Genomic DNA, 26,187 nt, shown 5'->3' with positions numbered 1-26,187 from the left:
CTATCACGCTGAAAATAAAGGATTACATCTGAGATACCAGGCCAACAGTATTAAATCAAGGCGGGTAATCTCGTATCTGACGTTAGCGGAGAATGTCTTACGACACTCCCCGCTAATTTTAAAACGAACGGTGCTAAGCACCATTCTTAATCACCTCGCCAGAACCTACCAGAATATGGTGTTGGTTTATTAGCGCTGATTTGTGGGGATCCCTCAGCGCAATGCGGGTTTTTTTATGCCGTAACATCGCCAGGCTCATCGCCCATCGACATACAAACAAGACAACTTAGTTCTCGGTGTCGAGCTCGTCAAAGCTTTTCACCAGATCGTCAATCGCTTTAATCTGGGTCAGGAATTGCTCCAGTTTCGCCAGCGGCAGCGCAGACGGACCGTCACATTTTGCGTTGGCGGGATCCGGATGGGCTTCAATAAACAGCCCTGCCAGACCAACAGCCATACCCGCACGCGCCAGCTCAGTGACCTGACCACGGCGACCGCCAGAGGCTGCGCCAAACGGATCGCGGCACTGCAGTGCGTGAGTCACGTCGAAAATAACCGGAGAGTTTCCGGAGACTTTCTTCATCACGCTAAAGCCCAGCATATCGACAACCAGGTTGTCGTAACCAAAGTTGGCGCCACGATCGCACAAAATTACTTTGTCGTTACCACCTTCGTGGAATTTGTCCACGATGTTACCCATCTGACCAGGGCTCACGAATTGCGGTTTTTTCACGTTGATAACGGCACCGGTTTTCGCCATCGCTTCAACCAGGTCGGTTTGACGCGCGAGGAACGCTGGCAGTTGAATCACGTCAACAACATCAGCGACAGGTTGTGCCTGGCTGGCTTCGTGAACATCGGTGATCACTTTCACGCCAAACGTCTGCTTCAGTTCCTGGAAGATTTTCATCCCTTCTTCCAGACCCGGACCCCGGTAGGAGTGAATCGAGGAACGGTTGGCTTTATCAAAAGAGGCCTTGAACACGTAAGGAATACCCAGTTTCTGAGTAACAGTTACATAGTGCTCACAAATGCGCATCGCAAGATCGCGGGATTCCAGCACGTTCATACCGCCAAACAGCACGAACGGCAGGTCATTTGCCACGTTGATGTCGCCAATGCTAACCACTTTTTGTTTCATAGGATCGCCTTAGTGATGAGTAAGAATGTCGATAAATTAATGCAATACAATTTGTTTGTGCGAAATAGTATTAATCTGCGCACGAATCATTTCGCTGATCGGATCTTCCGGGCACTGTTCAACGAAATAGCTTAAATCGGTCAGCGCAACGTGCTCACATTCCAGCTGCGCGTAAATCAATCCGCGGTCACGAATCTCATATGGATCTTCTGGATTAAACTGCAGCAATGCTTCGCTGGCGCGCAACGCCAGCTCCATCTGCCGCTCTTCCATTAATGATGACTTTAGGGTGTCCAACAATTTACGGATCACTTCAGCGTTATCGGCTTCATCTAAATCCTCATTGAACAGTTCCGCCACCGGGCTGATATTTCCTTTCAGCCAGACTTCCAGCGTATGTTCATCGAGCGTTTCACCGTTGAACGGGTTAATCAGCCACATTTCCCCTTCCAGCGATTCGATACGCAGGATCATTTGTGTCGGAAAAATCACCGGAACTAACGGGAGATTAAGGCGGTTAGCGACCCACAGTAAGATAGCGCCCAGCGAGACCGCGCTGCCCTGTCGGTTTTTCAGAACCTGATCGAGCCATAATGCATCAGAAAGACGGTAGACGCCCTGGGTATCCGTAAATCCCCATTCGCCATAAAACAGTGCCAGCAGTTTTTCCAGTTGCTCATCCTGAGACAGGAGCTGGCTAATTTCTTCGTGCGCCAGACTGGCAAGGCGTTCCAGCTCGTCGTAGACAGATTGCGTCGGAAAATCCATACGGATCGACTCCGATGCCAGGATCATCCCATCGCACAGTGGCGCTTTATTAAATTCGAAATCAGCTAACGATCTCATGACTTACCCCAGTAACGGTATTTTTGTGGTGGCGAGTTTAATGATGATGTACAGCACCACCAACGCCAGCGGGAAAGCGATAACACGCACCTGCTGGCTGCGCGCCTGACGGTAATCAAGCGCAATAAAACCCAAAACGATGTAAATGATAACCCCAAACAACTTCTCAGTCAGCCATGTACCTTGTTCGGTGAATGGCAGGATGTGCGTTTTAAGGATTAACCCCGCGCCGCTCAGCAGCAATACAGTATCAATGACCGGCGGCACAATCCGTGTCCAGCGGGCCGTCGCCAGCGGATTCCCGCTATAACGCCACCAGAAACGTAGCGTCAGCAGACTGACTGAAAGCGCAATGCTGATGAGATGAACGCTAAGTAGCAGGGTAAACGTCGTCATAACGCGATACGCCCAAGCGTGATACGCTCGTTATCGCCATAATCACGACAGGTCTCAATCTGCGTATACCCCGCCTGACTGAATGCGTTTCTGACTAACGCCCCCTGCTGCCAGCCGTGCTCCAGCAGCAGAAAGCCGCCGGGCGTCAGCGCATGACGCGACTGCGCAATAATGTGCGTAATATCCGCCATCCCTTGATCGTCGGCAACCAGCGCTGACAGCGGTTCGAATCGCACATCGCCCTGAGAAAGGTGCGGGTCCTGCGCGTCGATATACGGAGGATTGCTGACGATCATGTCAAACGACAGCCCTGGCAATGCGCTGAACCAATCGCTCTGCAGGATACGTACATTGGGGATCGCCAGATGCGTTTTATTACGCAATGCCAGCGCTACCGCATCAGCCATACGATCAACTGCAACGACTTCGCAGTCCGGGCGTTCGACAGCCAGCGCCAGCGCAATGGCACCCGTACCGGTTCCCAGATCAAGAATGCGGCAAGCGGTTGCAGGCAATCGCGCCAGCGCCTGCTCGACCAGGCACTCAGTATCAGGACGCGGGATCAGCGTAGCGGGAGTGACAAACAGCGGCAACGACCAGAATTCACGTACCCCGATCAAATGGGCTATGGGTTCTCCCCGCTGGCGGCGAGCAAGCAATACAGACAGTTGCTCGCACTGCTCATCGGTTAACACCGTCTCACCAAACGCCAGGATAAAGGTTCGCGTTTTGCCGGTCACATGCCCGAGAAGGATCTCGGCATCACGACGCGGGCTTTCGCTCTGCGCTAATTGGCTTATCGCTTCACGCAGCCAGTGCTGGTATTCCATTATTCCTGCTCGGACAACGCGGCCAGTTGGTCAGCCTGATATTCCTGAACAATCGGCTCAATGAGCATATCCAGTTTACCTTCCATCGTCTCATCAAGACGATAAAGCGTCAGGTTAATACGGTGATCGGTCACGCGCCCCTGTGGGAAGTTATAGGTGCGGTTACGATCGCTGCGATCGCCGCTGCCTAACAGGTTACGCCGCTCAGAGGCTTCTGCTTGCTGGCGTCTTGCCACTTCGGCTGCGCGAATGCGCGACCCCAGCACCGACATCGCTTTGGCTTTGTTTTTATGTTGTGAACGTTCGTCCTGACACTCCACGACAATGCCGGTCGGCAAGTGGGTAATACGGATTGCAGAATCGGTGGTGTTAACGTGCTGCCCCCCCGCCCCGGATGAACGGAAGGTATCAATACGCAGATCGGCCGGGTTGATGTCCGGCAGTTCCGCTTCAGGTAATTCCGGCATGACCGCCACGGTACAGGCGGAAGTATGGATACGCCCCTGCGACTCTGTCGCCGGTACGCGCTGCACACGGTGGCCGCCAGATTCGAATTTCAGTCGGCCGTAAACGCCGTCGCCGCTCACTTTGGCGATGATCTCTTTATAACCGCCGTGCTCGCCTTCGTTAGCGCTCATGATCTCCACACGCCAACGGCGCGATTCGGCATAGCGGCTGTACATACGAAACAAATCACCGGCAAACAACGCCGCCTCATCACCACCGGTCCCGGCACGCACTTCGAGGAATGCGTTGCGCTCGTCGTCCGGATCTTGCGGCAATAGCAAAACTTGCAGTTGTTGTTCCAGGTGTTCACATTTTTCTTTTGCTTCGCGCAGTTCATCCTGCGCCATTTCACGCATTTCAGGATCGTCGAGCATCATCTGTGCTGTTTCAATATCGTCCTGAACCTGTTGCCAGTCCGTAAAACAGCGAGAAACATCACTTAATTGCGCATACTCACGCGACAACGCGCGAAAGCGTTCCTGGTCTGCGATGATCCCCGCATCACCCAACAACGCCTGAACTTCTTCATGGCGTTCATGCAGGGCTTCCAGTTTGGCAACGATAGAAGGCTTCATAGGCGTAAATGCACCCTGTAAAAAAGAGATTGGTGTGCTGCTACTCCAGCCCGAGGCTGTCGCGCAGAATATTCAGGCGTTCGTCATCCCCGTCACGGGCGGCCTGCTGAAGAGATTTTGTTGGCGCATGAATCAGGCGGTTGGTCAGTTTCCACGCCAGATCCTGCATAATAGCCTGCGGGTCTCCGCCCTGTTCAAGGGAGGCTAACGCTTTTGCGGTTAATTCATCACGAACATGTTCTGACTGACTGCGATATTCGCGGATAGTCTCGCTGGCGCTTTGCGCACGCAGCCAGGCCATAAATTCGCTGGTTTCCTGCTCAACAATGGTTTCCGCTTCCACGGCCGCCGCTTTCCGCTGCGCCAGGTTGTGCGAAATGATGCTTTGCAAGTCATCAACGCTATACAGATAGGCGTTGGATAATTTGCCAACTTCCGGTTCAACATCGCGCGGAACGGCAATATCGACCAGCAGCATTGGCTGATTACGGCGGTTTTTCAACGCCCGTTCGACCATCCCTTTGCCGATTATTGGCAACGGACTGGCCGTCGAACTGATAATAATATCAGCATCCTGCAAACGTTCGTCGATCTCGCTGAGTGAGATAACATCAGCGCCAACTTCATCGGCCAATACCTGCGCACGTTCGCGGGTACGGTTGGCGATGATCATTTTCTTCACTTTGTGTTCGCGCAGATGGCGGGCAACCAGTTCGATGGTCTCCCCCGCCCCGACCAGCAACACGGTCACGGTGGACAGCGATTCAAAGATTTGCCGCGCCAGTGTACAGGCGGCAAACGCCACAGAGACAGCGCTGGCGCCGATCTCGGTTTCTGTACGCACGCGTTTCGCCACAGAAAATGACTTCTGGAACATGCGCTCCAGATCGCTGGCGTTCAGATGGCCCCGGCTTGAGTCAGCAAACGCTTTTTTCACCTGACCCAGGATTTGCGGTTCGCCCAGCACCAGTGAATCCAGACCGCTGGCAACACGCATCAGATGGCTAACGGCGTCATTATCCTGATGCCAGTAGAGGCTGCTGCGCAGGTCTTCCTCGTTCAGGTTATGGTAGTCGCATAACCAACGAATCAAGGCTTCTTGCAGGTTTTCTTGTTCTTCAACGCTAAGGTACAGCTCGGTACGGTTGCACGTGGACAACACCACTCCGCCTCGCACCATGGGCAGCGCCTGCAGGCTTTCCAGCGCCTGATCGAGCGTATCCGGCGAAAACGTGACACGTTCTCGCAGCGATACCGGTGCTGTTTTATGGTTAATACCAAGCGCTAAAAGGGTCATGTGTGCGGGAATAGTACCAGCGTTGATAAGGTTAGACTGGGTGCATCATACAGGATGCGCGAGGTCAATAAAAGAGAGAGCCCCCTTTTGGAGTAATAGCTTACCGCACAAATTAAGATATCTTGACCGTAGACGATACCCCACAGCGGCGCTAGCATTAAGGGTTATAACTGCAACCGATGGCAAGATGTTGCCGGATGGCGGCGAATTCGCTTGCTCCGGCCTACGGGTTGAGTTTGTAGGCCTGATACAAGCGTAGCGCCATCAGGCAATTTTTGCACCGTACAACAAGGATTTGTCATCATTATGACCCTGCCTGATTTTCGCCTGATCCGCCTGCTGCCACTGGCGAGCCTGGTCCTCACCGCCTGTACCCTCAACGCCCCGAAAGGCCCCGGTCAAAGCCCGGATTCCCCGCAATGGCGTCAGCATCAGCAGGAGGTGCGCAACTTGCACCAATATCAGACGCGCGGCGCATTTGCCTATATTTCCGACCAGCAGAAAGTATACGCCCGCTTCTTCTGGCAACAGACGGGACAGGACCGCTATCGCCTGCTGCTAACCAATCCGCTGGGCAGTACGGAGCTGGAGCTGAATGCGCAACCCGGCAATGTGGAGCTTGTCGACAACAAAGGTAAGCACTATACCGCCGACGATGCCGAAGAGATGATTGGCAAGCTGACCGGGATGCCTATCCCGCTCAATAGCCTGCGTCAGTGGATCCTGGGTCTCCCCGGCGATGCCACCAACTACACCCTCGACGACCAGTACCGTCTGAGCGAACTGAAATACCGCCAGGACGGGAAAAACTGGAAGGTAGTCTACGGCGGCTATGACAGCAAAACGCAGCCTGCTATGCCCGCGAATATGGAACTGTCTGACGGAAGTCAGCGCATCAAGCTGAAAATGGATAACTGGATTGTGAAATGATGACCCACTGGCCATCCCCGGCAAAACTGAATCTCTTTTTATACATCACCGGACAGCGTGCGGACGGTTATCACACCTTGCAAACGCTGTTCCAGTTTCTGGACTATGGCGACACCATCAGCATTGAAACACGCAACGATGGCGAGCTCCATTTGCTAACGCCCGTCGACGGCGTTGAGAACGATGATAACTTGATCGTTCGCGCCGCGCGTTTGCTGATGAAAACCGCATCTGAGCGTGGACAACTGCCTGCGGGAAGCGGTGCGGATATTCGCATTGAGAAACGTTTGCCGATGGGCGGCGGTCTGGGAGGTGGCTCTTCCAATGCCGCCACCGTCCTGGTGGCCTTGAATCATCTGTGGCAATGCGCGCTCTCCGTCGATGAGCTGGCCGAGATGGGCTTAACGCTGGGCGCGGACGTACCGGTGTTTGTTCGCGGGCATGCGGCGTTTGCCGAAGGCGTGGGCGAAATCCTGACGCCCGTAGAACCTGTCGAAAAATGGTATCTGGTGGTGCATCCTGGCGTAAGCATCCCTACTCCCATTATTTTCAAGGATCCGCAACTTCCACGTAACACACCAAAAAGGTCAATAGAAACGTTATTAAAATGTGAATTCAGCAACGATTGCGAGGTTATCGCAAGAAAACGTTTTCGCGAGGTTGATGCGGCGCTTTCCTGGCTGTTAGAATACGCGCCGTCGCGCCTGACTGGTACAGGGGCCTGTGTCTTTGCTGAATTCGATACAGAGTCCCATGCACGCCAGGTGCTTGAGCAAGCCCCGGAATGGTTTAACGGCTTTGTGGCGAAGGGTGTCAACCTTTCCCCATTGCATAAAACGTTACTCTAAATTGTTCGCGTTTCATGAAGTTGGCGAGTTTACGCATCGCCAGGCGCATACCGTCGTATGTGCCCGGTACGAGTACACGACGCCAGCGAACACGAAATGTGAATGATGACGAGTAAGCCGGGCAAGCTGAGTTTCGGTGACAACGTCACCTTGTTCCAGACGTTGCATCGCGCTCTTTAATACACCGCCTGGATAGGATATTGCCTGGCCCGCACAGTTTTTGGCAGATTCTATCCACCAATGGACGCATGCCTGAGGTTCTTCTCGTGCCTGATATGAAGCTTTTTGCTGGTAACGCCACCCCGGAACTAGCACAACGTATTGCCAACCGCCTGTACACTTCTCTCGGCGACGCCGCTGTAGGTCGCTTTAGCGATGGCGAAGTCAGCGTACAAATTAATGAAAATGTACGCGGTGGTGATATTTTCATCATCCAGTCCACTTGTGCCCCAACGAACGACAACCTGATGGAATTGGTCGTTATGGTCGATGCTCTGCGCCGTGCTTCCGCAGGCCGTATCACCGCCGTTATCCCTTACTTTGGCTATGCGCGTCAGGATCGTCGTGTACGTTCCGCTCGTGTGCCGATTACGGCAAAAGTCGTTGCGGACTTCCTGTCCAGCGTCGGCGTTGACCGTGTACTGACCGTTGACCTGCATGCTGAACAGATCCAGGGCTTCTTCGACGTACCGGTTGATAACGTATTCGGTAGCCCAATTCTGTTAGAAGACATGCTGCAGCTGAACCTGGACAACCCGATCGTGGTTTCTCCGGATATCGGTGGCGTCGTGCGTGCCCGCGCTATCGCTAAGCTGCTGAATGATACCGATATGGCAATTATCGACAAACGCCGTCCGCGTGCTAACGTTTCTCAGGTGATGCATATCATCGGTGACGTAGCGGGTCGTGACTGCGTGCTGGTTGATGATATGATCGATACCGGTGGTACGCTGTGCAAAGCTGCAGAAGCGCTGAAAGAACGTGGTGCTAAGCGTGTATTCGCCTACGCGACTCACCCGATCTTCTCCGGCAATGCGGCAAACAATCTGCGTAATTCTGTGATTGATGAAGTCGTTGTCTGTGACACTATTCCACTGAGCGATGAAATCAAATCACTGCCGAACGTGCGTACATTGACCCTGTCGGGTATGCTGGCCGAAGCGATTCGTCGTATCAGCAACGAAGAATCAATCTCTGCTATGTTCGAACATTAATCGAACCCGGCTCAAAAACCCGCTGCGGCGGGTTTTTTCGTCTGTAGTCCTTATTTTTTCCACAATATCATTCAGGCTGCATCGCGGCGGCGAGTGAATGCGTTCCAGGCAGCGTACAGGCAGTACGTGAAGGGGGCGAATGACGGTCGCCAACGAAGAGGCAACCTGAGAGATAAAGTGGATATGACTTATGCCTCCTTCACCTGCCATTTAGTTGACAGATGATGCGCTCATGGATGAAACATTATTGTGAACAGATTATTTTCCTCACATGTGATGCCTTTCCGCGCCCTCATCGACGCTTGTTGGAAAGAAAAATATACCGCTTCTCGATTTACTCGTGATGTGATCGCCGGGATTACCGTTGGGATCATTGCCATTCCATTGGCGATGGCCCTGGCCATTGGCAGTGGCGTCGCACCGCAGTATGGCCTTTACACCTCGGCCGTGGCCGGGATTGTCATTGCCCTGACCGGCGGTTCGCGCTTTAGCGTCTCCGGCCCCACCGCTGCGTTTGTGGTGATCCTCTACCCGGTGTCGCAGCAGTTTGGCCTGGCCGGTCTGCTGGTCGCGACCCTGATGTCCGGTATTTTTCTGATCCTTTTTGGCCTGGCTCGTTTTGGCCGCCTGATCGAATACATTCCGGTCTCAGTGACCCTGGGCTTTACGTCCGGTATTGGTATCACCATTGGTACCATGCAGATTAAAGATTTTCTCGGCCTGCAACTGGCCCATGTTCCGGAGCACTATTTGCAGAAAGTCGGTGCCTTGTTTATGGCGCTGCCGACCATCAATCTGGGCGATGCCGCTATTGGCGTTGTCACACTGGGGACCCTGATTTTGTGGCCTCGTTTGGGGATCCGTCTACCAGGACACCTTCCGGCGCTGCTGGCAGGCTGCGCAGTGATGGGGATCGTCAATCTGACCGGAGGCCACGTCGCCACCATCGGTTCCCAGTTCCACTATATTCTCGCCGACGGCTCGCAGGGCAACGGCATTCCGCAACTGTTACCGCAGTTAGTGCTGCCGTGGGATCTGCCTGATTCCGATTTCACCCTAAGCTGGGCCTCGTTGCGCGCCCTGCTGCCCGCCGCATTTTCAATGGCGATGCTTGGGGCGATAGAGTCCCTGCTGTGCGCCGTGGTGCTTGACGGTATGACCGGCACCAAGCATAAAGCCAATAGCGAACTGATCGGTCAGGGTCTGGGAAATATCGTCGCACCGTTTTTTGGCGGTATTACGGCGACAGCGGCGATTGCCCGTTCTGCGGCTAACGTACGCGCCGGCGCGACTTCACCGATCTCTGCCGTGATCCACGCCATCCTGGTTATCCTTGCTCTCCTGGTACTGGCGCCGCTGCTTTCCTGGCTACCGCTTTCCGCAATGGCGGCACTGCTGCTGATGGTGGCCTGGAATATGAGCGAAGCCCACAAAGTCGTAGACCTGCTGCGCCATGCGCCGAAGGACGACATCATCGTCATGTTGATGTGTATGTCACTGACGGTACTGTTTGATATGGTGATAGCCATTAGCGTGGGGGTTGTTCTCGCCTCCCTGCTCTTCATGCGTCGCATTGCCCGTATGACGCGTCTGGCGACAGTGAACGTTGACGTTCCGGATGATGTACTGGTACTGCGCGTGATTGGGCCACTTTTCTTTGCGGCGGCTGAAGGGCTCTTTACCGACCTTGAGTCTCGAATTGAAGGCAAACGTATCGTTGTTCTGAAGTGGGATGCGGTACCGGTGCTGGATGCAGGAGGCCTGGACGCCTTCCAGCGCTTTGTGAAGCATTTACCAGAGGGTTGCGAACTGCGGATCAGTAATCTGGAGTTCCAGCCATTACGCACCATGGCGCGCGCGGGTATTCAACCGATTCCTGGCCGTCTGGCGTTTTTCCCCAATCGCGAAGCCGCACTGGCTGATTTGTAATCGCTATTTATTACCGGTCTGCGCCTTTGCGGACCGGTAATTGAAAAGTAACAGACAACGTAAACTTAGCTGTGACGACGATTATCGTTACGGCGACAACGTTTATCATAGTGGCGAACCCACCAGTATCTGTCACTTACCTGTTCATGCCCGCCAACACGCGCCCCTGCCAGCCAGAGGATCGCGCCGACAAAGATACTGAGCACAGCGCCGTGTGCGAAAAACTGCGGCAAGTTAAATTGCGGTAACTGATTTAAGATGGAATAACCAACGCCGACAACCATTACCACTAAACCCAACCCCATGAGCACATTGCCGAGTAGAGAAGCGTTTTTGCGTTTCATGTGTCACCTCCGGAACTTTTGGGTTGCTGCAGGGAATACCCCTAATCCTTATGTGTAAAGTATAGACAACAGTTATCTTTGCATGTGCGGGAGCGATCACAATTATAAACACCTGAGCAACAAAACTTTACAAATAACCCTCTGAACATCTTGACATTCCAATAGTCTACAATGGAAATTATTCAGTTCCGTCCTCAACTCACGCTGTTTTTTGTCAAGCGACGCCGCAGACAGTACACTACGCGCCAGTGATAGACATACTCAGGACAAATAGCGTGACGATTAAATTGATTGTCGGCCTGGCAAACCCCGGCGCTGAATACGCAGCAACGCGACATAATGCTGGCGCATGGTTCGTTGATTTACTGGCAGAGCGATTGCGCGCACCTTTGCGCGAAGAGCCGAAATTCTTTGGTTATAGCTCCAGAGTGACGCTGGAGGGCGAAGATGTTCGTCTCTTAGTACCAACCACATTTATGAATCTCAGTGGTAAAGCAGTGGGCGCAATGGCCAGTTTTTACCGTATTAATCCCGATGAAATTCTGGTTGCTCACGACGAGCTGGATCTCCCTCCTGGGGTGGCGAAGTTTAAACTGGGTGGCGGACATGGAGGTCATAACGGGCTGAAAGACATCATTAGCAAGTTGGGCAATAACCCTAACTTTCATCGCTTACGTGTCGGAATCGGCCATCCCGGCGATAAAAACAAAGTTGTCGGTTTCGTGCTAGGCAAACCGCCTGTTTCTGAACAGAAGTTAATTGATGAAGCCATTGACGAAGCGGCCCGTTGCACAGAGATTTGGTTCAAAGATGGCCTGACCAAAGCAACGAGCCGGCTGCATACCTTTAAAGCGCAATAAGCAGGGATATGCGGCATTTTTGCCTTACGCTGTGTATAATAGGCAAAGTTATTTACTTTTCTACAATCTGTTTTCTACAACAGGTTGATTATCAAGATATTAAGGTGATTTAAATCATGGGATTCAAATGCGGTATCGTCGGTTTGCCCAACGTCGGGAAATCCACCCTGTTCAATGCGCTGACCAAAGCCGGTATTGAAGCGGCAAACTTCCCGTTCTGCACGATCGAACCTAACACTGGCGTCGTACCAATGCCCGATCCTCGTCTGGATCAACTGGCAGAGATCGTCAAGCCGCAACGCATTCTTCCCACCACGATGGAATTCGTTGACATCGCCGGTCTGGTGAAAGGCGCGTCCAAAGGTGAAGGTCTGGGCAACCAGTTCCTGACCAACATTCGTGAAACTGAAGCTATCGGTCACGTTGTTCGCTGCTTTGAAAACGACAACATCATCCACGTTGCGGGGAAAGTAAACCCGGCGGAAGATATTGATGTTATCAATACCGAGCTGGCACTGTCGGACCTCGACACCTGTGAACGTGCTATTCATCGTGTCCAGAAGAAAGCCAAAGGTGGCGACAAAGACGCGAAAGCGGAACTGGCTGCGCTGGAAAAATGTCTGCCGCACCTTTCTGAAGCGGGTATGCTGCGCGCGCTGGATCTGACTGACGAAGATAAAGCGGCTATCCGTTATCTGAGCTTCCTGACGCTGAAGCCGACCATGTATATCGCCAACGTCAACGAAGACGGTTTTGAAAATAACCCGTATCTGGATCAGGTACGTGAAATCGCTGCGAAAGAAGGCTCTGTTGTTGTCCCAGTTTGCGCTGCGGTTGAATCCGATATTGCAGAACTCGACGATGCGGACCGCGAAGAGTTTATGGCAGAACTGGGGATCGAAGAGCCAGGGCTGAACCGCGTTATTCGTGCTGGTTATAAACTGCTGAACCTGCAAACATACTTCACCGCTGGCGTCAAAGAAGTCCGCGCATGGACCATCCCGGTCGGGGCGACAGCACCGCAAGCCGCTGGCAAAATCCATACTGACTTCGAAAAAGGCTTTATCCGCGCCCAGACCATCGCATTCGAAGATTTCATCACGTACAAAGGTGAACAAGGTGCGAAAGAAGCCGGTAAGATGCGCGCCGAAGGTAAGGAATATATCGTTAAAGATGGCGACGTGATGAACTTCCTGTTCAACGTTTAAATAAAATTTGTTGTCTCATGAGAGTTCACTGAATCTCATAAAACCCACAAAACCCCTTAAAATCCACGCAATTGCGTGGATTTTTCTTTTCATAACGTCTCAACTTGTTTTGTGAAAGCCCAGTAAAAAATGAGTACATAGGTGAGTACAATAAATTTCCATCTTCATTTTAAGTGAGTACAATTTCGGTATAAAAATCGTACAAGGATACGTTATGCTCACTGATACTCAATGCCGTACCGCTAAACCTAAAGAAAAACTCTATCGACTCAATGATTTCAACGGTCTGTACCTAGAAATCAAACCTAACGGCAAAAAAGCGTGGCGCTATCGATTCAAACTCAACGGTAAATCCAGCATGTTTGCGTTGGGTGAGTACCCAACAGTAAAGTTGTCTGAAGCACGAGAGAAATGTGAGCAAGCCCGTAAACAGGTAGCCGATGGCGTTAACCCTGCACAGGCTCGCCAGTTAGATAAAATCCGTAAGGTTAATGATGCTTCTAACACTTTCGAGCTTATTGCCAAAGAGTGGTTGCAAATGAAAGACTGGGCTGAAATCACCAAAACGCGACGCCTTGATATGCTTGAGCGTGTAGTTTTCCCCGCTATTGGTAAGCTTCCAGTCAGAGAGGTCACACCGCACCACATTCTGAAAATTCTTCAGGACACTGCTAAACGCGGAGCACCTACTGTTGCTGCGGAAGCTCGCCGCACCATTTCAGCCGTTTTTGAGCTTGCAGTTGCTACCCTCAGAGCTGATAGTGATCCTGTCTGGCCCGTTCGTAAGGCTCTTCCTGCAAACAAAACACAGCACAAGCGGGCTCTAAATCAGCAGCAAATCGGAGAATTGCTAAGTTGCTTCGATAACACACGCGGAACATATCAGGTTAACTATTGTATGTGGCTGATGTGGTGGACTCTGGTGCGACCAGCCGAAGCTACTGAAGCAGAATGGGCTGAGTTCGATCTCGATAAAGCCTTGTGGGTTATTCCAGCAAACCGGATGAAGGCTCGAAGGGAGCACACCATTCCCCTTCCCTCCCAAGCCGTCAAAATGCTTAAAATACTTAATGGATTGACAGGACACCGGCAGCATCTTTTTCCTGGTCGGGATAACCCTCAAGGTGCAATGACATCGCATTCGTTGCGCCAGTTACTTAAAAGCCTTGGCTGGAGTGGTACTTATAGCCCTCATGCTACCAGAACAACAGGAAGCACAAGACTAAACGAGATGGGCTACAGACCGGATGCCATTGAGGCACAGCTCGCTCATGCAGATACAAATAACGTTCGTCGCACATATAACCATGCGACCTATCTTGAGGAGCGGAAATTGATGATGCAGGAATGGGCAAACAAGCTTGATATTTGGTGCAAGGAACACAGTGTTGAACCAAGTGAACAGAGATAACCGTCAATATTCCAAACTTTTTCCGCTCAGTAGCGCTAAAACATAATCGAAACAAATTTCGTGTTTAGTTGGATTTCCACACCACCCTCGAGGTTGGTATGATGGAGAAAACTCTTATATAGGAAAGGATTCGTGGATAAAAGATATCAAGTATTTGTAAGCTCTACTTTCACTGATTTGAAAGAAGAACGTAGCAACGTTATACAATCGCTGATGGAAATGGACTGCATCCCTGCCGGGATGGAGCTTTTCCCTTCAATCGATGAAGAACAATGGGAGTTTATTAAGAAAATCATTGATGACAGTGATTATTACCTTCTCATCATTGGTGGAAGATATGGAACAGTAGCAGAAGATGGTCTCAGTTTTACCGAGAAAGAGTTTGACTATGCATTATCTAGAGGGCTAAAAGTCGTTGTGTTGGTTCATGAAGATCCTAATAGTTTGCCCCTTTCTAAATCAGAAAAAGATCCAGAACTTCGTGAAAAACTTCAACAGTTCATCGAAAAGGCATCAACTGGTAGACTTAGGAAAACATGGTCCTCAGCCAAAGAACTTTCCGGGCTTGTAGCCCTCAGTTTGAATAAAACAATCAAAGCATATCCTGCAATTGGGTGGGTCCGTGCTGATAAAGTGAGCAGTGAAGATACTTTACACGAACTAAATGAATTAAGAAAAAAGAATGAAGAACTTTCAGAAAAAATCAGAAATTTAGAGAATCGTTCTGATTATACCCAACCCCAAAACCTTGCAACACTTGATGAAATCTATGAGCTATCCTATGAAATAAGCACATTTGGTTGGGGGCATAGTGAAACCAGTGAAGAAAAGAAAACACTTCAAATAAAATGGAGTGAATTATTTTCTATAATCAGTCCATTTTTAATAAATGAATCTATAGACAACGATGTTTATGATATTTTAAAAGATCATATAGAAAAAGTTGCCCCACACGCCTATGAGCATACAGCAATAGACTTACAAGAATTAAAAACGATCTACCTACAATTCAAGGCATTAGATCTCCTTGATCATAGTAATCCGAATTGGAAATTATCATCCAAGGGTATTGATTTAATGATGCAACTTCGAACGATTAAGAATAAATCATGAGTAGTTAAGCAGTCGGGCATTTTAGACATATTATGTCCGACTACTTCTATTTAATAAACCAGCTTTTGTATTGATCGCAAGTAACATCCAATGCCACACCGAATTGACAGGATACTGTGGTGATTAATGCTTCACCCTGCCCCATACGTTCTTTAGATTGAGTCATTGCAGCATTCTCCAATACAAAACCACCTGCTCTAAAGTAAGTACCTATTTGAATATTCCAGGTGTTTTGAGGAATGCCATTAGCACCAATCTTATAACCACAAGGCGGTCTTAATTGCTGCGTCAAGGCACTAGCATTCATCTGAAAATATTGTAATGCCGCACCACGAGAACCATTAGCATCACCACCGTTGAAATTAGGGTCAGGATAAACACAACTAGATAATTCTATAGCGTCATGATATCTTCTTATATTAGAACGACTAGTCACGATAAATATCATATCAAGGTTGAGTCCGCCAAACTGACTTCCTTGATACATGCGGATAGTCTGTGCGCGGGTTTTATATACAGCAAATTTAGAAAAATCTATTCCCTGTCCGTCGAATACCTTAGCCGCTGCTGCGGAACCCATCGTACTAGCCATAGTAGCTGTCTGTAGCTTATTTTGTATCCCGCTCATGTATTCATCGAACGGTTGAGTCATAGCACTGCTCGCGGATAACCCAAAATCATTGACAATAGGTGCAATAAATTGTGTTTTCGTATAACCAGGACACGTTAATTTAACTATAGCGTTAGGTATATTACCTGAATATAGATCATCTAATTGTAATGGTATCTTTGACATTTAGTTATCCCATAAAAGTTTATTGGAGAAGGCAAGTCGTAGTCGTAAATATTACCTAGAGGTCTAACAGAACCGCTACAAGCAGGTTCTGTTAGTGGATTAATAGGCATTGGAATTGCTGAAATCGTGTTACCTGCTGTAACGTTATTAATTGCCATGTTAGGTAGTTCTTCATTTACTGCTTGTAACCGCAATATACGGCCTAGATAAATTTATCATTAATATGCATTACCTTTTTTGATGTCATTCTTTAAGTAGCGAATTAATTATCGAAGGCACATTATAGAAAATTATTATTTATAAAGACATTAACTAAAAAACATTTCCATCTAAGCTTATGTGCATAAAACATTTCACCCACTTGAAATTTGACATACATCAAACAAATAGCATTTTTACAAAATGAGCAAAAAATAAGAATAGCACAAATAAGTTAATAATCTTACTTGTAGAAGTAGAAAAGAAATGTTTCTTTGCCGAAATATTTCTCTCTTTATTAAATTTTAACTCATTTCATGATGGTATTGTTGAATTTACAAGCCAATAAAAACCCATTACAATATAAAAATAAAATTATTTATTTCATATATAATGCTACCAAATAGAATTAACTATTCGTGATAGTCTTATCAAATATATTACTTACTCCTTATTCAAAATAATTTAAGGAAGATTAGCATGAATATTATTTGTTTCTCCCACACCCTGCCATATTATCTATATAAATGGACATTCGAGTCATTCATTAATGAAGGATATGATAAATGTGAAATTCAGTTAATTCATCCTAACATCAGATATAATGGACATTCAAGAATAGTCATATGTTGTCTTCTTGAAACTTATTTAGAAAATAAAAGATTATTAGACGAAAACAACACATTCGTTATTTTAATGGACGAGAGTATAAAGCAACTAGCAGAGTACAACATAGATATCGTTGATAATCATTTAAGGATCAGAAAGGAGATATTCTTTTCCATTATTAGAAATAACGCATCAACGATCAATGAATAACATTTTTTTCAACACAACCAAAAATGAGGAGTATATACACGCACACGGCACATTTAAAGCCAAATATGGACAGGTACATACACACTAAAATATCTGACTGCTTTTTTAATTCATACGCCAAACAACGGTAATTTTTTCAACAAAGTATAGTAAAGACCAAAGGTTATTTCATGACACGTATTCACCAACTAATCAGAATAAATCTCAGAATTTTAAAAAAGTCAGAGCAAAATACTATTGCTGTCGTGAGCCTTGCATATATTCTCAAGGTTGTTTCAGCAAAAGTCTTGAATAATGTCATATATAGTTTCACCAGCCTGCAACCCTTAGCATACCGAACTAGTCTTAACCATCACTATGTGATTAAGAACATTAAGTTTTGGCTTTGGCATTGTATTCACCACGGGTTAAATGAAGAAAAGGCTGATGAAGCATCGGATAACTTCGATATTCGACCAAAAGACTTTTCATTATATAGCCTATTAAAAGATAGTCAGTATTGGGCCGCTATTAAGCAATTAAGCCTAAACGAAACACCAGAGGGAAAATTACGATACAAAGCGTTCTCTAGTTTAGAGAGTTTTGAAAAAATAATACAAAAAGTTCTAAAAGAACAAGAGACCTACCTTAAAAAGTATATTCATAAGAAATTGAAGTTCTTAACGTTTAGCGGTTATTCAGACGTAGAAGATATCTATTTTGAATTGCAATACGCAGGGGTCATGGGTCTTTATAAGATGTATCCTTTGTTTGATAGCAGGTTACATCTTACGAATATTTATAAGCGTTCCATTCAAAATTTCGGGTGTAATCAAATAAAGCACCATACAACACAAGGACGTTCAGTATTAGATAGACAAGCAGACGGTACATTTCAATCCCGAAAAGTATCACTCGATTCATTAATGTCCGTAGACTCGACTGTAACGGATGATTATAGTTTATGTGGTGAGGACGATAATTTAAACTCCCTATCCTATGAAGGCATTGAGAATAAACTGGATTCAGAGAAAATACTTGTAAATTCTACTGGCAATGAAAGAAGATTATTACTTCTTTTAAAAGGAGATTATGAAAAAAGTTTTTCATATTATCTTAAGAAAAATGGACACTGCGATTCAGATGAACTATTTGACAAGATGATAAAATCAGGGATTCATGAATATGTAAGTCTTGCTGCAAAGTATCTAGGCATGAGTATTTATGAAGCTCATATCTATCTAAGTAAACTAAGAGCAGCCATGCAATAACCGTTTAATACCCAATCACATTAACCTTACTAAATCGAGAATACTATGCACCCAGCTCTATTTGTGGTCGGCACGCCAAATGATATTAACTTTATCCATATCATTCTTGAAGCACTCTATATTGATGTATCAGCAAGTGAATTGTATAAGATTAATAAAGTGCGATATAAATTCGTTGACAGATCAAACAAGCACAAAACAGGATACAAAGATAAGAAGCTGGATTTGAAAGGTTGCATTTTCTCATTGCCCGCCACTCACCCTTTTCACATTTTAAAAGAATATATAGTAAGTAATATTGAGATGCAATGTCATATTCAAAAACATAAAGTTAATTTTTATTATAATGTCACTCTCGTAGATAAATTCATAGATATTCTAAGTTTTAAGTCAGGAGATGCTACATTCAGCAATTTCCTTAAGACGTGTGGTGACTTCAATATATTAATACAAGATCATTAATAAAAAATCGTTTCATTGCCGCCATAACCCATCTATATTAAATGCACTTCCACTACTCGTTAAAGAGTTTATTTCTTTTTAGCTGATTAGTGGAAGAATCTATTTAATACTTCTGAACAAGCTTGAGATATGGGTGTTGCCACTCACTTTTAATATCTAGCTTCCGATTACTAACGAACCCATCATGTTCCAGTGCACATACCCCTGAGTGGGTTCTTACATAATCATATACAGCCCTACTTTCCAATCCTTGTATCATATGGGCCAGCAATTTCCTTCGCATCTGTTGTGGCTGCCGTTTTACACCAGATGATTTGTAAGTGCAGTTAAAGTTCTGCCCTACAGCGTTTCTTACGCACAGGCCATATCGGTTTATTTTTCCTGTCGAACGATAATAATTTATCAGCTTTATCAAATCCTTTCGTAAAGGCTTCATAAGAACTCTCCACCGTTCAAGAACTGTCCTGCTATTTTCCTCACCAAGAATATTATTTAACCTTTTGAACATAGATGCTTTAATGGATAAACTAACATCCCCTCCATTAAAAATAGTTGCAAATCTGATCTCTTTTGCATATTTTTCTTCAACCTTCAGTTTTTTTATAATGTAGCTTGTATCTAATCGCTTTAAATATTTATCTGAGATTCCTATTTTATTAAATTCATGACGCAGGATCTCAAGCTGGCAGCTTTTTATATCATAATTATAAGAGGATGCCAGGCATGCTTTTTTCATATTACTCGGTAGATATTGATACCCCGTACCTACTTCAAATGACCGCCCCCCTAACTTTGCTGATTTGTAAGCTTGCTTATATCTTACTATTAATGGGTTCAGTGAAATAATTTGTGTTCCAACAGAACTAAGATGTGATATAAAGTTGTAATAGTATCCCATGTTAATAGGTGTAGGACTCTGATTGCAATAGCTCATCAAAGCGTCAATGTTAATAGATATATAATCCAAACTGGAATAAACTTCTTTCAAGATATCCCTAAACGATGACTCTTTTACATCCCGTCCAGATGTCCGATTCTTAACTTTTTTATTACAACCATTATCCTTTAATATATCGTTTAGTTTCTTCACACATCTTCGTCTATTATAAATATCAGTTAAATATGTGTATCGGTCATCTCTCGACAGATATTCTCCTCTTTCTTCAGGAAAGAGTTGAGTCAAAAAAATCTTTGACAAGGAAAATTCCCTACATTTCCTTGCGCTGTAATCTTTTTCGATGATTTTAATCACCCCTGCTTTTTCTAACTCCTCAAGAGCTCTGTCAAATGGCAAATCTCTGGATTGTTTGAATACTTCTGGTGCTACATCTATGCCTAGCTCATGAGGAAATGGTACAGAATACGTCCATTCTTTGTCACCTTTAAATCTTGATCTCTTCTTTGTATTTCTACTCACTGTTGAGCTACAGATCAGATGCTGAAGGAAATATGCAATAGATGAATAATATTTTCTCTTGTCACAAGTTTTTCTGCGGTTTGCAACAGGGATACTGAAAATCATACGCTTATACGCTGTTAATGTTTGTTCTGTAACTAAGATGTTTTTCTCAGTACTATAAGGTTTCATAACATATTCTCATTGTTGTTTTTTTTAATTTTTTACAACAAGAACTTATTGATAATTCTATAAAAATAGCTAGACGCGGTTTTTGATAGCTAACTCAAAAACCTGATTTATTGAATATTCTGCATTTAGAGTATTATTTTTATAAACAGATATATGTTACATAAGATCTATATAGTGATATAAGCATTATTATATATCTGAGTTTCACCAGACTATAGCCATATATATTATATTGATCTCTATAGCACCTGGGTGCGTTGATAACATATTTTTTGTGCTATTTATTTCATTCGGATTATTTATAAAAAATGCTCTACCTTTCTCCTGAGAATGTCTTTTTTCAGTTCCTTACTATTTTCTGGGATCTCCGGAATTGCTCTACCTATATCAGATTAAAAGGTGAGCATGAGAGTAACTGCTGCTGTGCTCATTCGGCCAGTACGAACGTTTTTCCTCACCACTCAAAAAAATAAAAAATTCATTCGCGAGCCGATAAAAGTATTCTGTTTTGACTTTCTCAACACAGATCGTGCGGTTTGCCGGGAAACTTACAGAAGCAGTTTAAGAAAAGATAAAATTTCGTCGCTTTAAAATTATAAACACACGGAGATGGCGGAGATGAATCATGAAGGAAGTTATGATGGCAATCGACGATTTAGAGGCCGCTCAGATAGACCTGCTGAAACGCTGGCTGCAAACCTATAACACAATGGAACAACAGAATCAGTTACTCAGCCAGCAGGTAGATTATCTAGAAAACAAGATAGCAGAACTGGAGCAGAAACTACTTGAAGATAGTAGATGCCCCTTAATAGCTTAAGCTATCTTGTTTCCTTAGCATCAGCCACGAACTTCCTGCTGAAGCATGAGAAGAAATTACAACGGACAGAAGAATTACCAAGCAGCCATTCTCAGTTACAAGGGAGATTAAATATATACCCCTGACGACGAATAGTTGTGATTGGTTGGATGATACCTTCAGGATCTAGCTTCTTACGCAGTCGGCTTATCATTATTTCTATGATATTTGGATCTCCTTCCCCATCGCCATAGAGCTGGTCAAGCAACTGCTGCTTGGAAACCACCTGACGGGCATTGCGCATCAAGTACTCCAGAATCTGATATTCGAAGCTGGTCAGTATCGCTTTCTCGCTGGCTATAGTCAGTTCCTTACGAGAGAGATCCAGCTCATAGTTACCAGCTTTCACCCTAGGGGAAATAAAACCCGCGCTACGCCGCACCAGGGCGTTAAGCCTCGCTAACAGTTCATCTTTCTGGAATGGCTTGACCAGATAGTCATCAGCTCCAGCCTCCAGCGCTTCCACCTTGTCCTGCCAGTTCCCACGGGCTGTCAACACTAATATGGGAAAGGGGATCCTTTGAGCTCTCAACTTTCTGATAAGCTGTAAACCATCTAAGTCAGGCAGGCCGAGATCGATGATGGCAACATCAATCGGGTAATCGACTGCATAATGTATCGCCACCTTGGCACGGTCCGTACTGTAAACTTGATGATGTGTATCAGCTAGTAAAGTAGTAAGGTGGTGATTAAGCAACTTGTCGTCTTCGACCAGAAGTATTTTCATACAGTGTACCACCATGAAACCCGCTCGATTAAACGATTTAACTCGATGAGAGGCAATTTGAATATAACTCTGGATTATCTACGGACATAGATTTGCTTTGCCCCAAAATCAGTGTCCTGTTAAATCAAAGCTCTTCGTCTTTCCTGAAACTTTAGAAAAATTGATCATAATTCGTATTATTTAATAATGAATATGTTCTTTTATGATTGCTTAATTGTTAATTTATTTTAAATGTGAGTCTATTATACTAATGCTCTGCCCTTCGTCTGCTTAGCTTTACGCAAATATCTTCTTACCCACTCAAAAAAATCATCGTCGTCATGGATGGGAGCGGGTGAAGTCTCAGGTAACAGACTGAAGTCTGAGGATGAGGTTAAAGCAGATCTATGACCCAAAGGGACGTCAGTCTGAGTGAATAGATTACCAGTTCAGAGTTAAAGAGCAATCTAATGCAGACGACCGCTATCATCGCAAGCGCTACGGCTTTCAGCACATTAGGCAACGTCAATACCGTGGTTATAATGAGTTACATTTTGTGTGGATATTATTGCAATAAATCTATAATGGGAAGTGGTATCGCTTGGTTGTGTGATCTTCAGATGGATTAAAGGGGGTAATAGCTGAACTTGACCAAACAGTGTCCTACTGAAGTACGATTAAATCTGACAATCGGCGATGAGCACAACTCTGACCAAAAACCGAAATGGAAATAGCTGCTTCAAATTTTACTTCGGATGCGGTTTTCAGCTCTGTTTTTAACCATTTCTGCGATCAAAACGTTTTCACACAGCTTGAGCGTGAAACGGACATACCGGCATTCCAATCAGCAAAGGCAACCTAGTCACAACGAAGGCATTACTAACCGTTCTGCATTTAGTCGATGGGAGGCAGATTAGTTGAGTTCAGGTAAAACATGATTTCAACTAGTTGGGTTAACAGTGTCCTTCAACTCCCGTAAGTTCTGCGCTAACTGGCCGACGGTTTTCTCCCCTGTAGCTGCTAATACTGTTAAATCTTCCAGCGTATTGCCGTTATCACAGATCTTAATACCATTACGGTAAAGGAAAACCATGGTAACAAAAAAAGCCGTGCGCTTATTACCATCATTAAAGATATGACCACGGGCGATGGCAACCCAGTAGGTGGCTGCAAGTTCAAAAATGTCCGTTATGCCTTCATAGTGAGTGCGGTTTTGCACCCGATAGATGAGCGCTTCGGCTCTGCCGGGATCGGACATTCCAGCGACACCTGGAAGCCGCCGCAATATACGGTCATGAAAAGCAATAACTTCCTGCGCGCTGACCCATATCATCGGTTTGTCAGCGCCTCAATAGTATGGCCATGACGCTGCATGATCACATCAAATTCCGCATCCAACTTAGCGTTTTGGTACGCCTCGAATTCTGCCTTACTGATCACTACTACTGAGCTACCGTCCCGACGAGTGATTTCCACCGGTTCGCCTTGGGTGGCAATATCCAGTAGTTCTGAGATATTTGTACGTGCCTGAGTTGAAGTATATGTACGCATAATATGTCTCCTGTAGAGTACATTTGAATTGTACATTTAGTGCAATTTTCCTACAAATACTAAAATAGATTACTTATTAAGCCACGAGACGCCAAAGAGATACTGTTCTATGTCAACGTTACAGTCCAGCAATAAGGGCAGGCTCGTCTACGGAGCGGGGTCAGTCCAAGTAGCAGACAGGTCTGTCTTTTCGGTGCAGTGCAGTTATTGCTCAATGGTGACAAAACAGGCAGTCGCAAGGGAGAGGAACTTAAGGATCTCAGAAATGAGAGCCGGGTTCCGTTCTTTACCGCCAGTAGTGTGATACGAAAGGGGTGGATAATCTGTAAGGAAACAGAAAGATGGCCAAATCAGACGCCCCACTAAAATTTGACAGTGCCAGTACCTTCACTGGTCTGGATTTTATCGCCCGTAGTCTCGTGCAGATGGAAGCCAATGGGACCCCTTATACCCTGAGGAAGTCACCGGTAATATGACCACTGAACAAAAAGATATTCTCATGACCCACCTCAGTTTTCACCAGAACCAGCAAAGACGAGAAAAAACCTAACGGATGACATCTGATACAAGGCACGGAGCATGACCATAGCTGTGCCCTGTCCATCATATGTATTAGTCACGACTTGAGCTGACACTGTTATGGCACAGGACTAAACCTTATCTGACAGGCAGCTCTGTGCCAGGAGCGGACATTGCTGGCACTGAACCATGTTAATTTATGGTAAACAGATCACATTAATATCACGAATTTTTCAATACTACGGATAACCCTTATCACTAATAAGTTTCGTCCATTCGGTATTTTATATTAACAAATCTTTAATATCAGGTAGTTACTAGGGATATCGATTATGATCTAACAGATGGTTCTTTTTTTTTAGACAAATACGTCTAGATTCATCATGCATTCATTGCTATTTTAGACATACCGGTCTGAAGATGGTGGGCATTGTAATGAACGATAAACTGAAAATGTGGCGAGATAAGGCGGGTTTAAGCCAACAGGAAGTCGCCGAGCGGGCAGGTGAAAATGTTCTGTCCCAAAAGCAGGTCTCGCGTATTGAACAGGCACCGCTATCACAAAATTTAGAACTGGTGCTGGCCTACCTTCGCATCGTTGCGCCTGAAAAGATTCAGGAATTCATCACTGATTGTTTAAAGACGCAGTTAAACACGTCCTCTTTAACTCAAAACTACACACAGCAAAAAGAGAATATGATGAGAAATAAAAAGGAACTGATAGAGTACCTGGAAAAATCGATAGCCACGCTGTCCAATACTTCTAATCCCTTTATTAAAAACAGCAGCATCACCAAGGATATCGCCGAGCTTAAAGACAATCTTAAAGATATTCACGCCAAGCCCGTCCTGAGCGCTATGGGGCCTTCAGATGCAGGAAAGTCGACGCTGTTAAACTATATTTTGGGCAGCGAAATTCTCCCGGCGAAATGGCAACCCGCGACCTGCCTTGTCACGCTACTGATGCACACTCAGGATAAACCTGATTATCTGGATAAGAATAAATCAGTCTTTATTTTCAAAAATGGTTTCAAGCCGCATATGATTTTTGATCGTCAAATGCTGGCAGACTTCCTGATCGATTCAGGAGGAAAAGAGCTCATCAAAACCTATGGCGAAAAGGATGAAAACGATAATGTCCTTAATCCACAAGCTTATATGGTTGTGGTGTTTGAAAGTTTCGCGATTCTGGAAACTATCTGGTTACTTGATACACCAGGGCGGTAATGACTCCAACTTATTGATAGTGTTTTATGTTCAGATAATGCCCGATGACTTTGTCATGCAGCTCCACCGATTTTGAGAACGACAGCGACTTCCGTCCCAGCCGTGCCAGGTGCTGCCTCAGATTCAGGTTATGCCGCTCAATTCGCTGCGTATATCGCTTGCTGATTACGTGCAGCTTTCCCTTCAGGCGGGATTCATACAGCGGCCAGCCATCCGTCATCCATATCACCACGTCAAAGGGTGACAGCAGGCTCATAAGACGCCCCAGCGTCGCCATAGTGCGTTCACCGAATACGTGCGCAACAACCGTCTTCCGGAGCCTGTCATACGCGTAAAACAGCCAGCGCTGGCGCGATTTAGCCCCGACGTATCCCCACTGTTCGTCCATTTCCGCGCAGACGATGACGTCACTGCCCGGCTGTATACGCGAGGTTACCGACTGCGGCCTGAGTTTTTTAAATGGCGGAAAATCGTGTTGAGGCCAACGCCCATAATGCGGGCAGTTGCCCGGCATCCAACGCCATTCATGGCCATATCAATGATTTTCTGGTGCGTACCGGGTTGAGAAGCGGTGTAAGTGAACTGCAGTTGCCATGTTTTACGGCAGTGAGAGCAGAGATAGCGCTGATGTCCGGCGGTGCTTTTGCCGTTACGCACCACCCCGTCAGTAGCTGAACAGGAGGGACAGCTGATAGAAACAGAAGCCACTGGAGCACCTCAAAAACACCATCATACACTAAATCAGTAAGTTGGCAGCATCACC

The 26,187-nt window shown here is 46.2% G+C and carries 24 protein-coding genes and 1 pseudogene; 12 read left to right on the top strand and 13 right to left on the bottom strand.

Annotated elements, in window-relative coordinates:
• Window positions 1–193 (top strand): annotated as a pseudogene (locus CJP72_RS23450) (IS4 family transposase); the annotation flags it as partial.
• A gap of 93 nt (window positions 194–286) precedes the next feature.
• On the opposite strand, the gene kdsA reads toward CJP72_RS23450, so the two are convergent.
• From kdsA to hemA, 6 genes are read right to left on the bottom strand one after another with little or no spacing between them, the layout of a single operon-like run.
• A complete protein-coding gene (kdsA, locus tag CJP72_RS23445) occupies window positions 287–1,141 on the bottom strand; it encodes a 3-deoxy-8-phosphooctulonate synthase (RefSeq protein WP_038641145.1) in 855 nt (284 codons plus the stop codon).
• Window positions 1,142–1,177: 36 nt separating this feature from the next.
• Window positions 1,178–1,987: an invasion regulator SirB1 gene (sirB1, locus tag CJP72_RS23440; protein WP_162383660.1), complete on the bottom strand. Its 810-nt coding sequence runs from the start codon at window positions 1,985–1,987 to the stop codon at window positions 1,178–1,180.
• Window positions 1,988–1,990: 3 nt separating this feature from the next.
• Window positions 1,991–2,383: an invasion regulator SirB2 gene (gene sirB2 / locus CJP72_RS23435; RefSeq protein ID WP_162383659.1), complete on the bottom strand. Its 393-nt coding sequence runs from the start codon at window positions 2,381–2,383 to the stop codon at window positions 1,991–1,993.
• Window positions 2,380–3,213 carry a peptide chain release factor N(5)-glutamine methyltransferase gene (gene prmC / locus CJP72_RS23430; RefSeq protein WP_162383658.1) on the bottom strand — a complete coding sequence of 278 codons (834 nt, stop codon included), beginning with the start codon at window positions 3,211–3,213 and terminating at the stop codon, window positions 2,380–2,382. The genes sirB2 and prmC overlap by 4 nt, the downstream gene beginning before the upstream one ends.
• The gene (gene prfA, locus CJP72_RS23425; protein ID WP_162383657.1) at window positions 3,213–4,295 is read right to left on the bottom strand and encodes a peptide chain release factor 1; all 1,083 of its coding nucleotides are present in this window, start codon (window positions 4,293–4,295) and stop codon (window positions 3,213–3,215) included. The genes prmC and prfA overlap by 1 nt, the downstream gene beginning before the upstream one ends.
• Before the next feature lie 40 nt (window positions 4,296–4,335).
• Entirely contained in the window at window positions 4,336–5,592 is a 1,257-nt protein-coding gene (gene hemA / locus CJP72_RS23420; RefSeq protein ID WP_162383656.1) for a glutamyl-tRNA reductase, read from the bottom strand.
• Between the two features lie 306 nt (window positions 5,593–5,898).
• On the opposite strand from hemA, the gene lolB reads away from it, so the two are divergent.
• The 4 genes from lolB to dauA all read left to right on the top strand — a co-directional run bounded on the left by lolB (window position 5,899) and on the right by dauA (window position 10,513).
• Complete coding sequence (gene lolB, locus CJP72_RS23415) at window positions 5,899–6,522, top strand: lipoprotein insertase outer membrane protein LolB (protein ID WP_162383655.1); 624 nt, start codon at window positions 5,899–5,901, stop codon at window positions 6,520–6,522.
• Window positions 6,519–7,370, top strand: a complete 852-nt coding sequence (ispE, locus tag CJP72_RS23410) for a 4-(cytidine 5'-diphospho)-2-C-methyl-D-erythritol kinase (RefSeq protein WP_162383654.1) — start codon at window positions 6,519–6,521, stop codon at window positions 7,368–7,370. Before lolB ends, ispE begins: the two co-directional genes overlap by 4 nt.
• Before the next feature lie 266 nt (window positions 7,371–7,636).
• Complete coding sequence (prs, locus tag CJP72_RS23405; RefSeq protein WP_001298109.1) at window positions 7,637–8,584, top strand: ribose-phosphate diphosphokinase; 948 nt, start codon at window positions 7,637–7,639, stop codon at window positions 8,582–8,584.
• A gap of 249 nt (window positions 8,585–8,833) precedes the next feature.
• Entirely contained in the window at window positions 8,834–10,513 is a 1,680-nt protein-coding gene (gene dauA / locus CJP72_RS23400; RefSeq protein WP_162383653.1) for a C4-dicarboxylic acid transporter DauA, read from the top strand.
• A gap of 65 nt (window positions 10,514–10,578) precedes the next feature.
• Here the strand turns inward: dauA and ychH are convergent, their stop codons facing one another.
• Window positions 10,579–10,857 (bottom strand): stress-induced protein YchH, encoded by a 279-nt coding sequence (gene ychH / locus CJP72_RS23395; protein WP_012132144.1) that lies wholly within the window; start codon window positions 10,855–10,857, stop codon window positions 10,579–10,581.
• A 275-nt stretch (window positions 10,858–11,132) separates the two neighbouring features.
• Here ychH and pth point away from each other — a divergent pair, with 275 nt between their 5' ends.
• The 4 genes from pth (at window position 11,133) to CJP72_RS23375 (ending at window position 15,449) form a co-directional block, all read left to right on the top strand.
• Window positions 11,133–11,717, top strand: a complete 585-nt coding sequence (gene pth / locus CJP72_RS23390) for an aminoacyl-tRNA hydrolase (protein ID WP_162383652.1) — start codon at window positions 11,133–11,135, stop codon at window positions 11,715–11,717.
• A gap of 116 nt (window positions 11,718–11,833) precedes the next feature.
• Entirely contained in the window at window positions 11,834–12,925 is a 1,092-nt protein-coding gene (gene ychF / locus CJP72_RS23385) for a redox-regulated ATPase YchF (RefSeq protein ID WP_162383651.1), read from the top strand.
• A gap of 214 nt (window positions 12,926–13,139) precedes the next feature.
• Window positions 13,140–14,336, top strand: coding sequence for a tyrosine-type recombinase/integrase (locus CJP72_RS23380; RefSeq protein WP_162383650.1), 1,197 nt, complete (start codon window positions 13,140–13,142; stop codon window positions 14,334–14,336).
• Between the two features lie 132 nt (window positions 14,337–14,468).
• A complete protein-coding gene (locus CJP72_RS23375) occupies window positions 14,469–15,449 on the top strand; it encodes a DUF4062 domain-containing protein (protein WP_162383649.1) in 981 nt (326 codons plus the stop codon).
• Between the two features lie 46 nt (window positions 15,450–15,495).
• Here the strand turns inward: CJP72_RS23375 and CJP72_RS23370 are convergent, their stop codons facing one another.
• On the bottom strand, window positions 15,496–16,245 hold the full coding sequence (locus CJP72_RS23370; RefSeq protein WP_162383648.1) for a hypothetical protein: 750 nt from the start codon (window positions 16,243–16,245) through the stop codon (window positions 15,496–15,498).
• 1,187 nt (window positions 16,246–17,432) lie between these two features.
• On the opposite strand from CJP72_RS23370, the gene CJP72_RS23365 reads away from it, so the two are divergent.
• Window positions 17,433–18,512, top strand: coding sequence for a hypothetical protein (locus CJP72_RS23365; protein ID WP_162383647.1), 1,080 nt, complete (start codon window positions 17,433–17,435; stop codon window positions 18,510–18,512).
• 565 nt (window positions 18,513–19,077) lie between these two features.
• On the opposite strand, the gene CJP72_RS25285 is transcribed toward CJP72_RS23365, so the two are convergent.
• Complete coding sequence (locus CJP72_RS25285; RefSeq protein WP_193568865.1) at window positions 19,078–20,562, bottom strand: hypothetical protein; 1,485 nt, start codon at window positions 20,560–20,562, stop codon at window positions 19,078–19,080.
• A 625-nt stretch (window positions 20,563–21,187) separates the two neighbouring features.
• Here CJP72_RS25285 and CJP72_RS23355 point away from each other — a divergent pair.
• Window positions 21,188–21,382 (top strand): hypothetical protein, encoded by a 195-nt coding sequence (locus CJP72_RS23355; RefSeq protein ID WP_162383646.1) that lies wholly within the window; start codon window positions 21,188–21,190, stop codon window positions 21,380–21,382.
• A 91-nt stretch (window positions 21,383–21,473) separates the two neighbouring features.
• On the opposite strand, the gene CJP72_RS23350 is transcribed toward CJP72_RS23355, so the two are convergent.
• The 3 genes from CJP72_RS23350 to CJP72_RS23340 form a co-directional block, all read right to left on the bottom strand.
• Window positions 21,474–22,148: a response regulator gene (locus CJP72_RS23350; protein WP_162383645.1), complete on the bottom strand. Its 675-nt coding sequence runs from the start codon at window positions 22,146–22,148 to the stop codon at window positions 21,474–21,476.
• A 919-nt stretch (window positions 22,149–23,067) separates the two neighbouring features.
• Entirely contained in the window at window positions 23,068–23,460 is a 393-nt protein-coding gene (locus CJP72_RS23345) for a type II toxin-antitoxin system death-on-curing family toxin (protein WP_162383644.1), read from the bottom strand.
• A complete protein-coding gene (locus CJP72_RS23340; protein ID WP_162383643.1) occupies window positions 23,457–23,678 on the bottom strand; it encodes a type II toxin-antitoxin system Phd/YefM family antitoxin in 222 nt (73 codons plus the stop codon). Before CJP72_RS23340 ends, CJP72_RS23345 begins: the two co-directional genes overlap by 4 nt.
• A 954-nt stretch (window positions 23,679–24,632) precedes the next feature.
• Here CJP72_RS23340 and CJP72_RS23335 point away from each other — a divergent pair.
• Window positions 24,633–25,424 (top strand): dynamin family protein, encoded by a 792-nt coding sequence (locus CJP72_RS23335; RefSeq protein ID WP_238340154.1) that lies wholly within the window; start codon window positions 24,633–24,635, stop codon window positions 25,422–25,424.
• 10 nt (window positions 25,425–25,434) lie between these two features.
• On the opposite strand, the gene CJP72_RS23330 is transcribed toward CJP72_RS23335, so the two are convergent.
• Window positions 25,435–26,132, bottom strand: a protein-coding gene (locus CJP72_RS23330; RefSeq protein ID WP_095033700.1) for an IS1-like element IS1B family transposase whose coding sequence is annotated in 2 segments (ribosomal slippage) — window positions 25,435–25,883 and window positions 25,883–26,132 — 699 coding nt in all. Because the reading frame shifts where the segments join, the coding sequence is not laid out codon by codon here.
• Window positions 26,133–26,187 lie beyond the last annotated feature (55 nt).

Source organism: Citrobacter sp. NCU1, assembly GCF_010231475.1.
In the GTDB taxonomy this organism is placed as follows: Bacteria; Pseudomonadota; Gammaproteobacteria; order Enterobacterales; family Enterobacteriaceae; genus Citrobacter_D.
Note: the sequence above shows the minus strand (reverse complement) of the source record. Positions and strands in the feature narration are given on the sequence as shown.

What these genes read in the sequence shown, in the direction of transcription:
- kdsA (WP_038641145.1), bottom strand. Translation starts at nt 1,141, where the DNA reads ATGAAACAAAAAGTGGTTAGCATTGGCGACATCAACGTGGCAAATGAC.
- sirB1 (WP_162383660.1), bottom strand. Translation starts at nt 1,987, where the DNA reads ATGAGATCGTTAGCTGATTTCGAATTTAATAAAGCGCCACTGTGCGAT.
- sirB2 (WP_162383659.1), bottom strand. Translation starts at nt 2,383, where the DNA reads ATGACGACGTTTACCCTGCTACTTAGCGTTCATCTCATCAGCATTGCG.
- prmC (WP_162383658.1), bottom strand. Translation starts at nt 3,213, where the DNA reads ATGGAATACCAGCACTGGCTGCGTGAAGCGATAAGCCAATTAGCGCAG.
- prfA (WP_162383657.1), bottom strand. Translation starts at nt 4,295, where the DNA reads ATGAAGCCTTCTATCGTTGCCAAACTGGAAGCCCTGCATGAACGCCAT.
- hemA (WP_162383656.1), bottom strand. Translation starts at nt 5,592, where the DNA reads ATGACCCTTTTAGCGCTTGGTATTAACCATAAAACAGCACCGGTATCG.
- lolB (WP_162383655.1), top strand. Translation starts at nt 5,899, where the DNA reads ATGACCCTGCCTGATTTTCGCCTGATCCGCCTGCTGCCACTGGCGAGC.
- ispE (WP_162383654.1), top strand. Translation starts at nt 6,519, where the DNA reads ATGATGACCCACTGGCCATCCCCGGCAAAACTGAATCTCTTTTTATAC.
- ychH (WP_012132144.1), bottom strand. Translation starts at nt 10,857, where the DNA reads ATGAAACGCAAAAACGCTTCTCTACTCGGCAATGTGCTCATGGGGTTG.
- ychF (WP_162383651.1), top strand. Translation starts at nt 11,834, where the DNA reads ATGGGATTCAAATGCGGTATCGTCGGTTTGCCCAACGTCGGGAAATCC.
- CJP72_RS23380 (WP_162383650.1), top strand. Translation starts at nt 13,140, where the DNA reads ATGCTCACTGATACTCAATGCCGTACCGCTAAACCTAAAGAAAAACTC.
- CJP72_RS23370 (WP_162383648.1), bottom strand. Translation starts at nt 16,245, where the DNA reads ATGTCAAAGATACCATTACAATTAGATGATCTATATTCAGGTAATATA.
- CJP72_RS23365 (WP_162383647.1), top strand. Translation starts at nt 17,433, where the DNA reads ATGACACGTATTCACCAACTAATCAGAATAAATCTCAGAATTTTAAAA.
- CJP72_RS25285 (WP_193568865.1), bottom strand. Translation starts at nt 20,562, where the DNA reads ATGAAACCTTATAGTACTGAGAAAAACATCTTAGTTACAGAACAAACA.
- CJP72_RS23355 (WP_162383646.1), top strand. Translation starts at nt 21,188, where the DNA reads ATGAAGGAAGTTATGATGGCAATCGACGATTTAGAGGCCGCTCAGATA.
- CJP72_RS23350 (WP_162383645.1), bottom strand. Translation starts at nt 22,148, where the DNA reads ATGAAAATACTTCTGGTCGAAGACGACAAGTTGCTTAATCACCACCTT.
- CJP72_RS23345 (WP_162383644.1), bottom strand. Translation starts at nt 23,460, where the DNA reads ATGATATGGGTCAGCGCGCAGGAAGTTATTGCTTTTCATGACCGTATA.
- CJP72_RS23340 (WP_162383643.1), bottom strand. Translation starts at nt 23,678, where the DNA reads ATGCGTACATATACTTCAACTCAGGCACGTACAAATATCTCAGAACTA.
- CJP72_RS23335 (WP_238340154.1), top strand. Translation starts at nt 24,633, where the DNA reads ATGAACGATAAACTGAAAATGTGGCGAGATAAGGCGGGTTTAAGCCAA.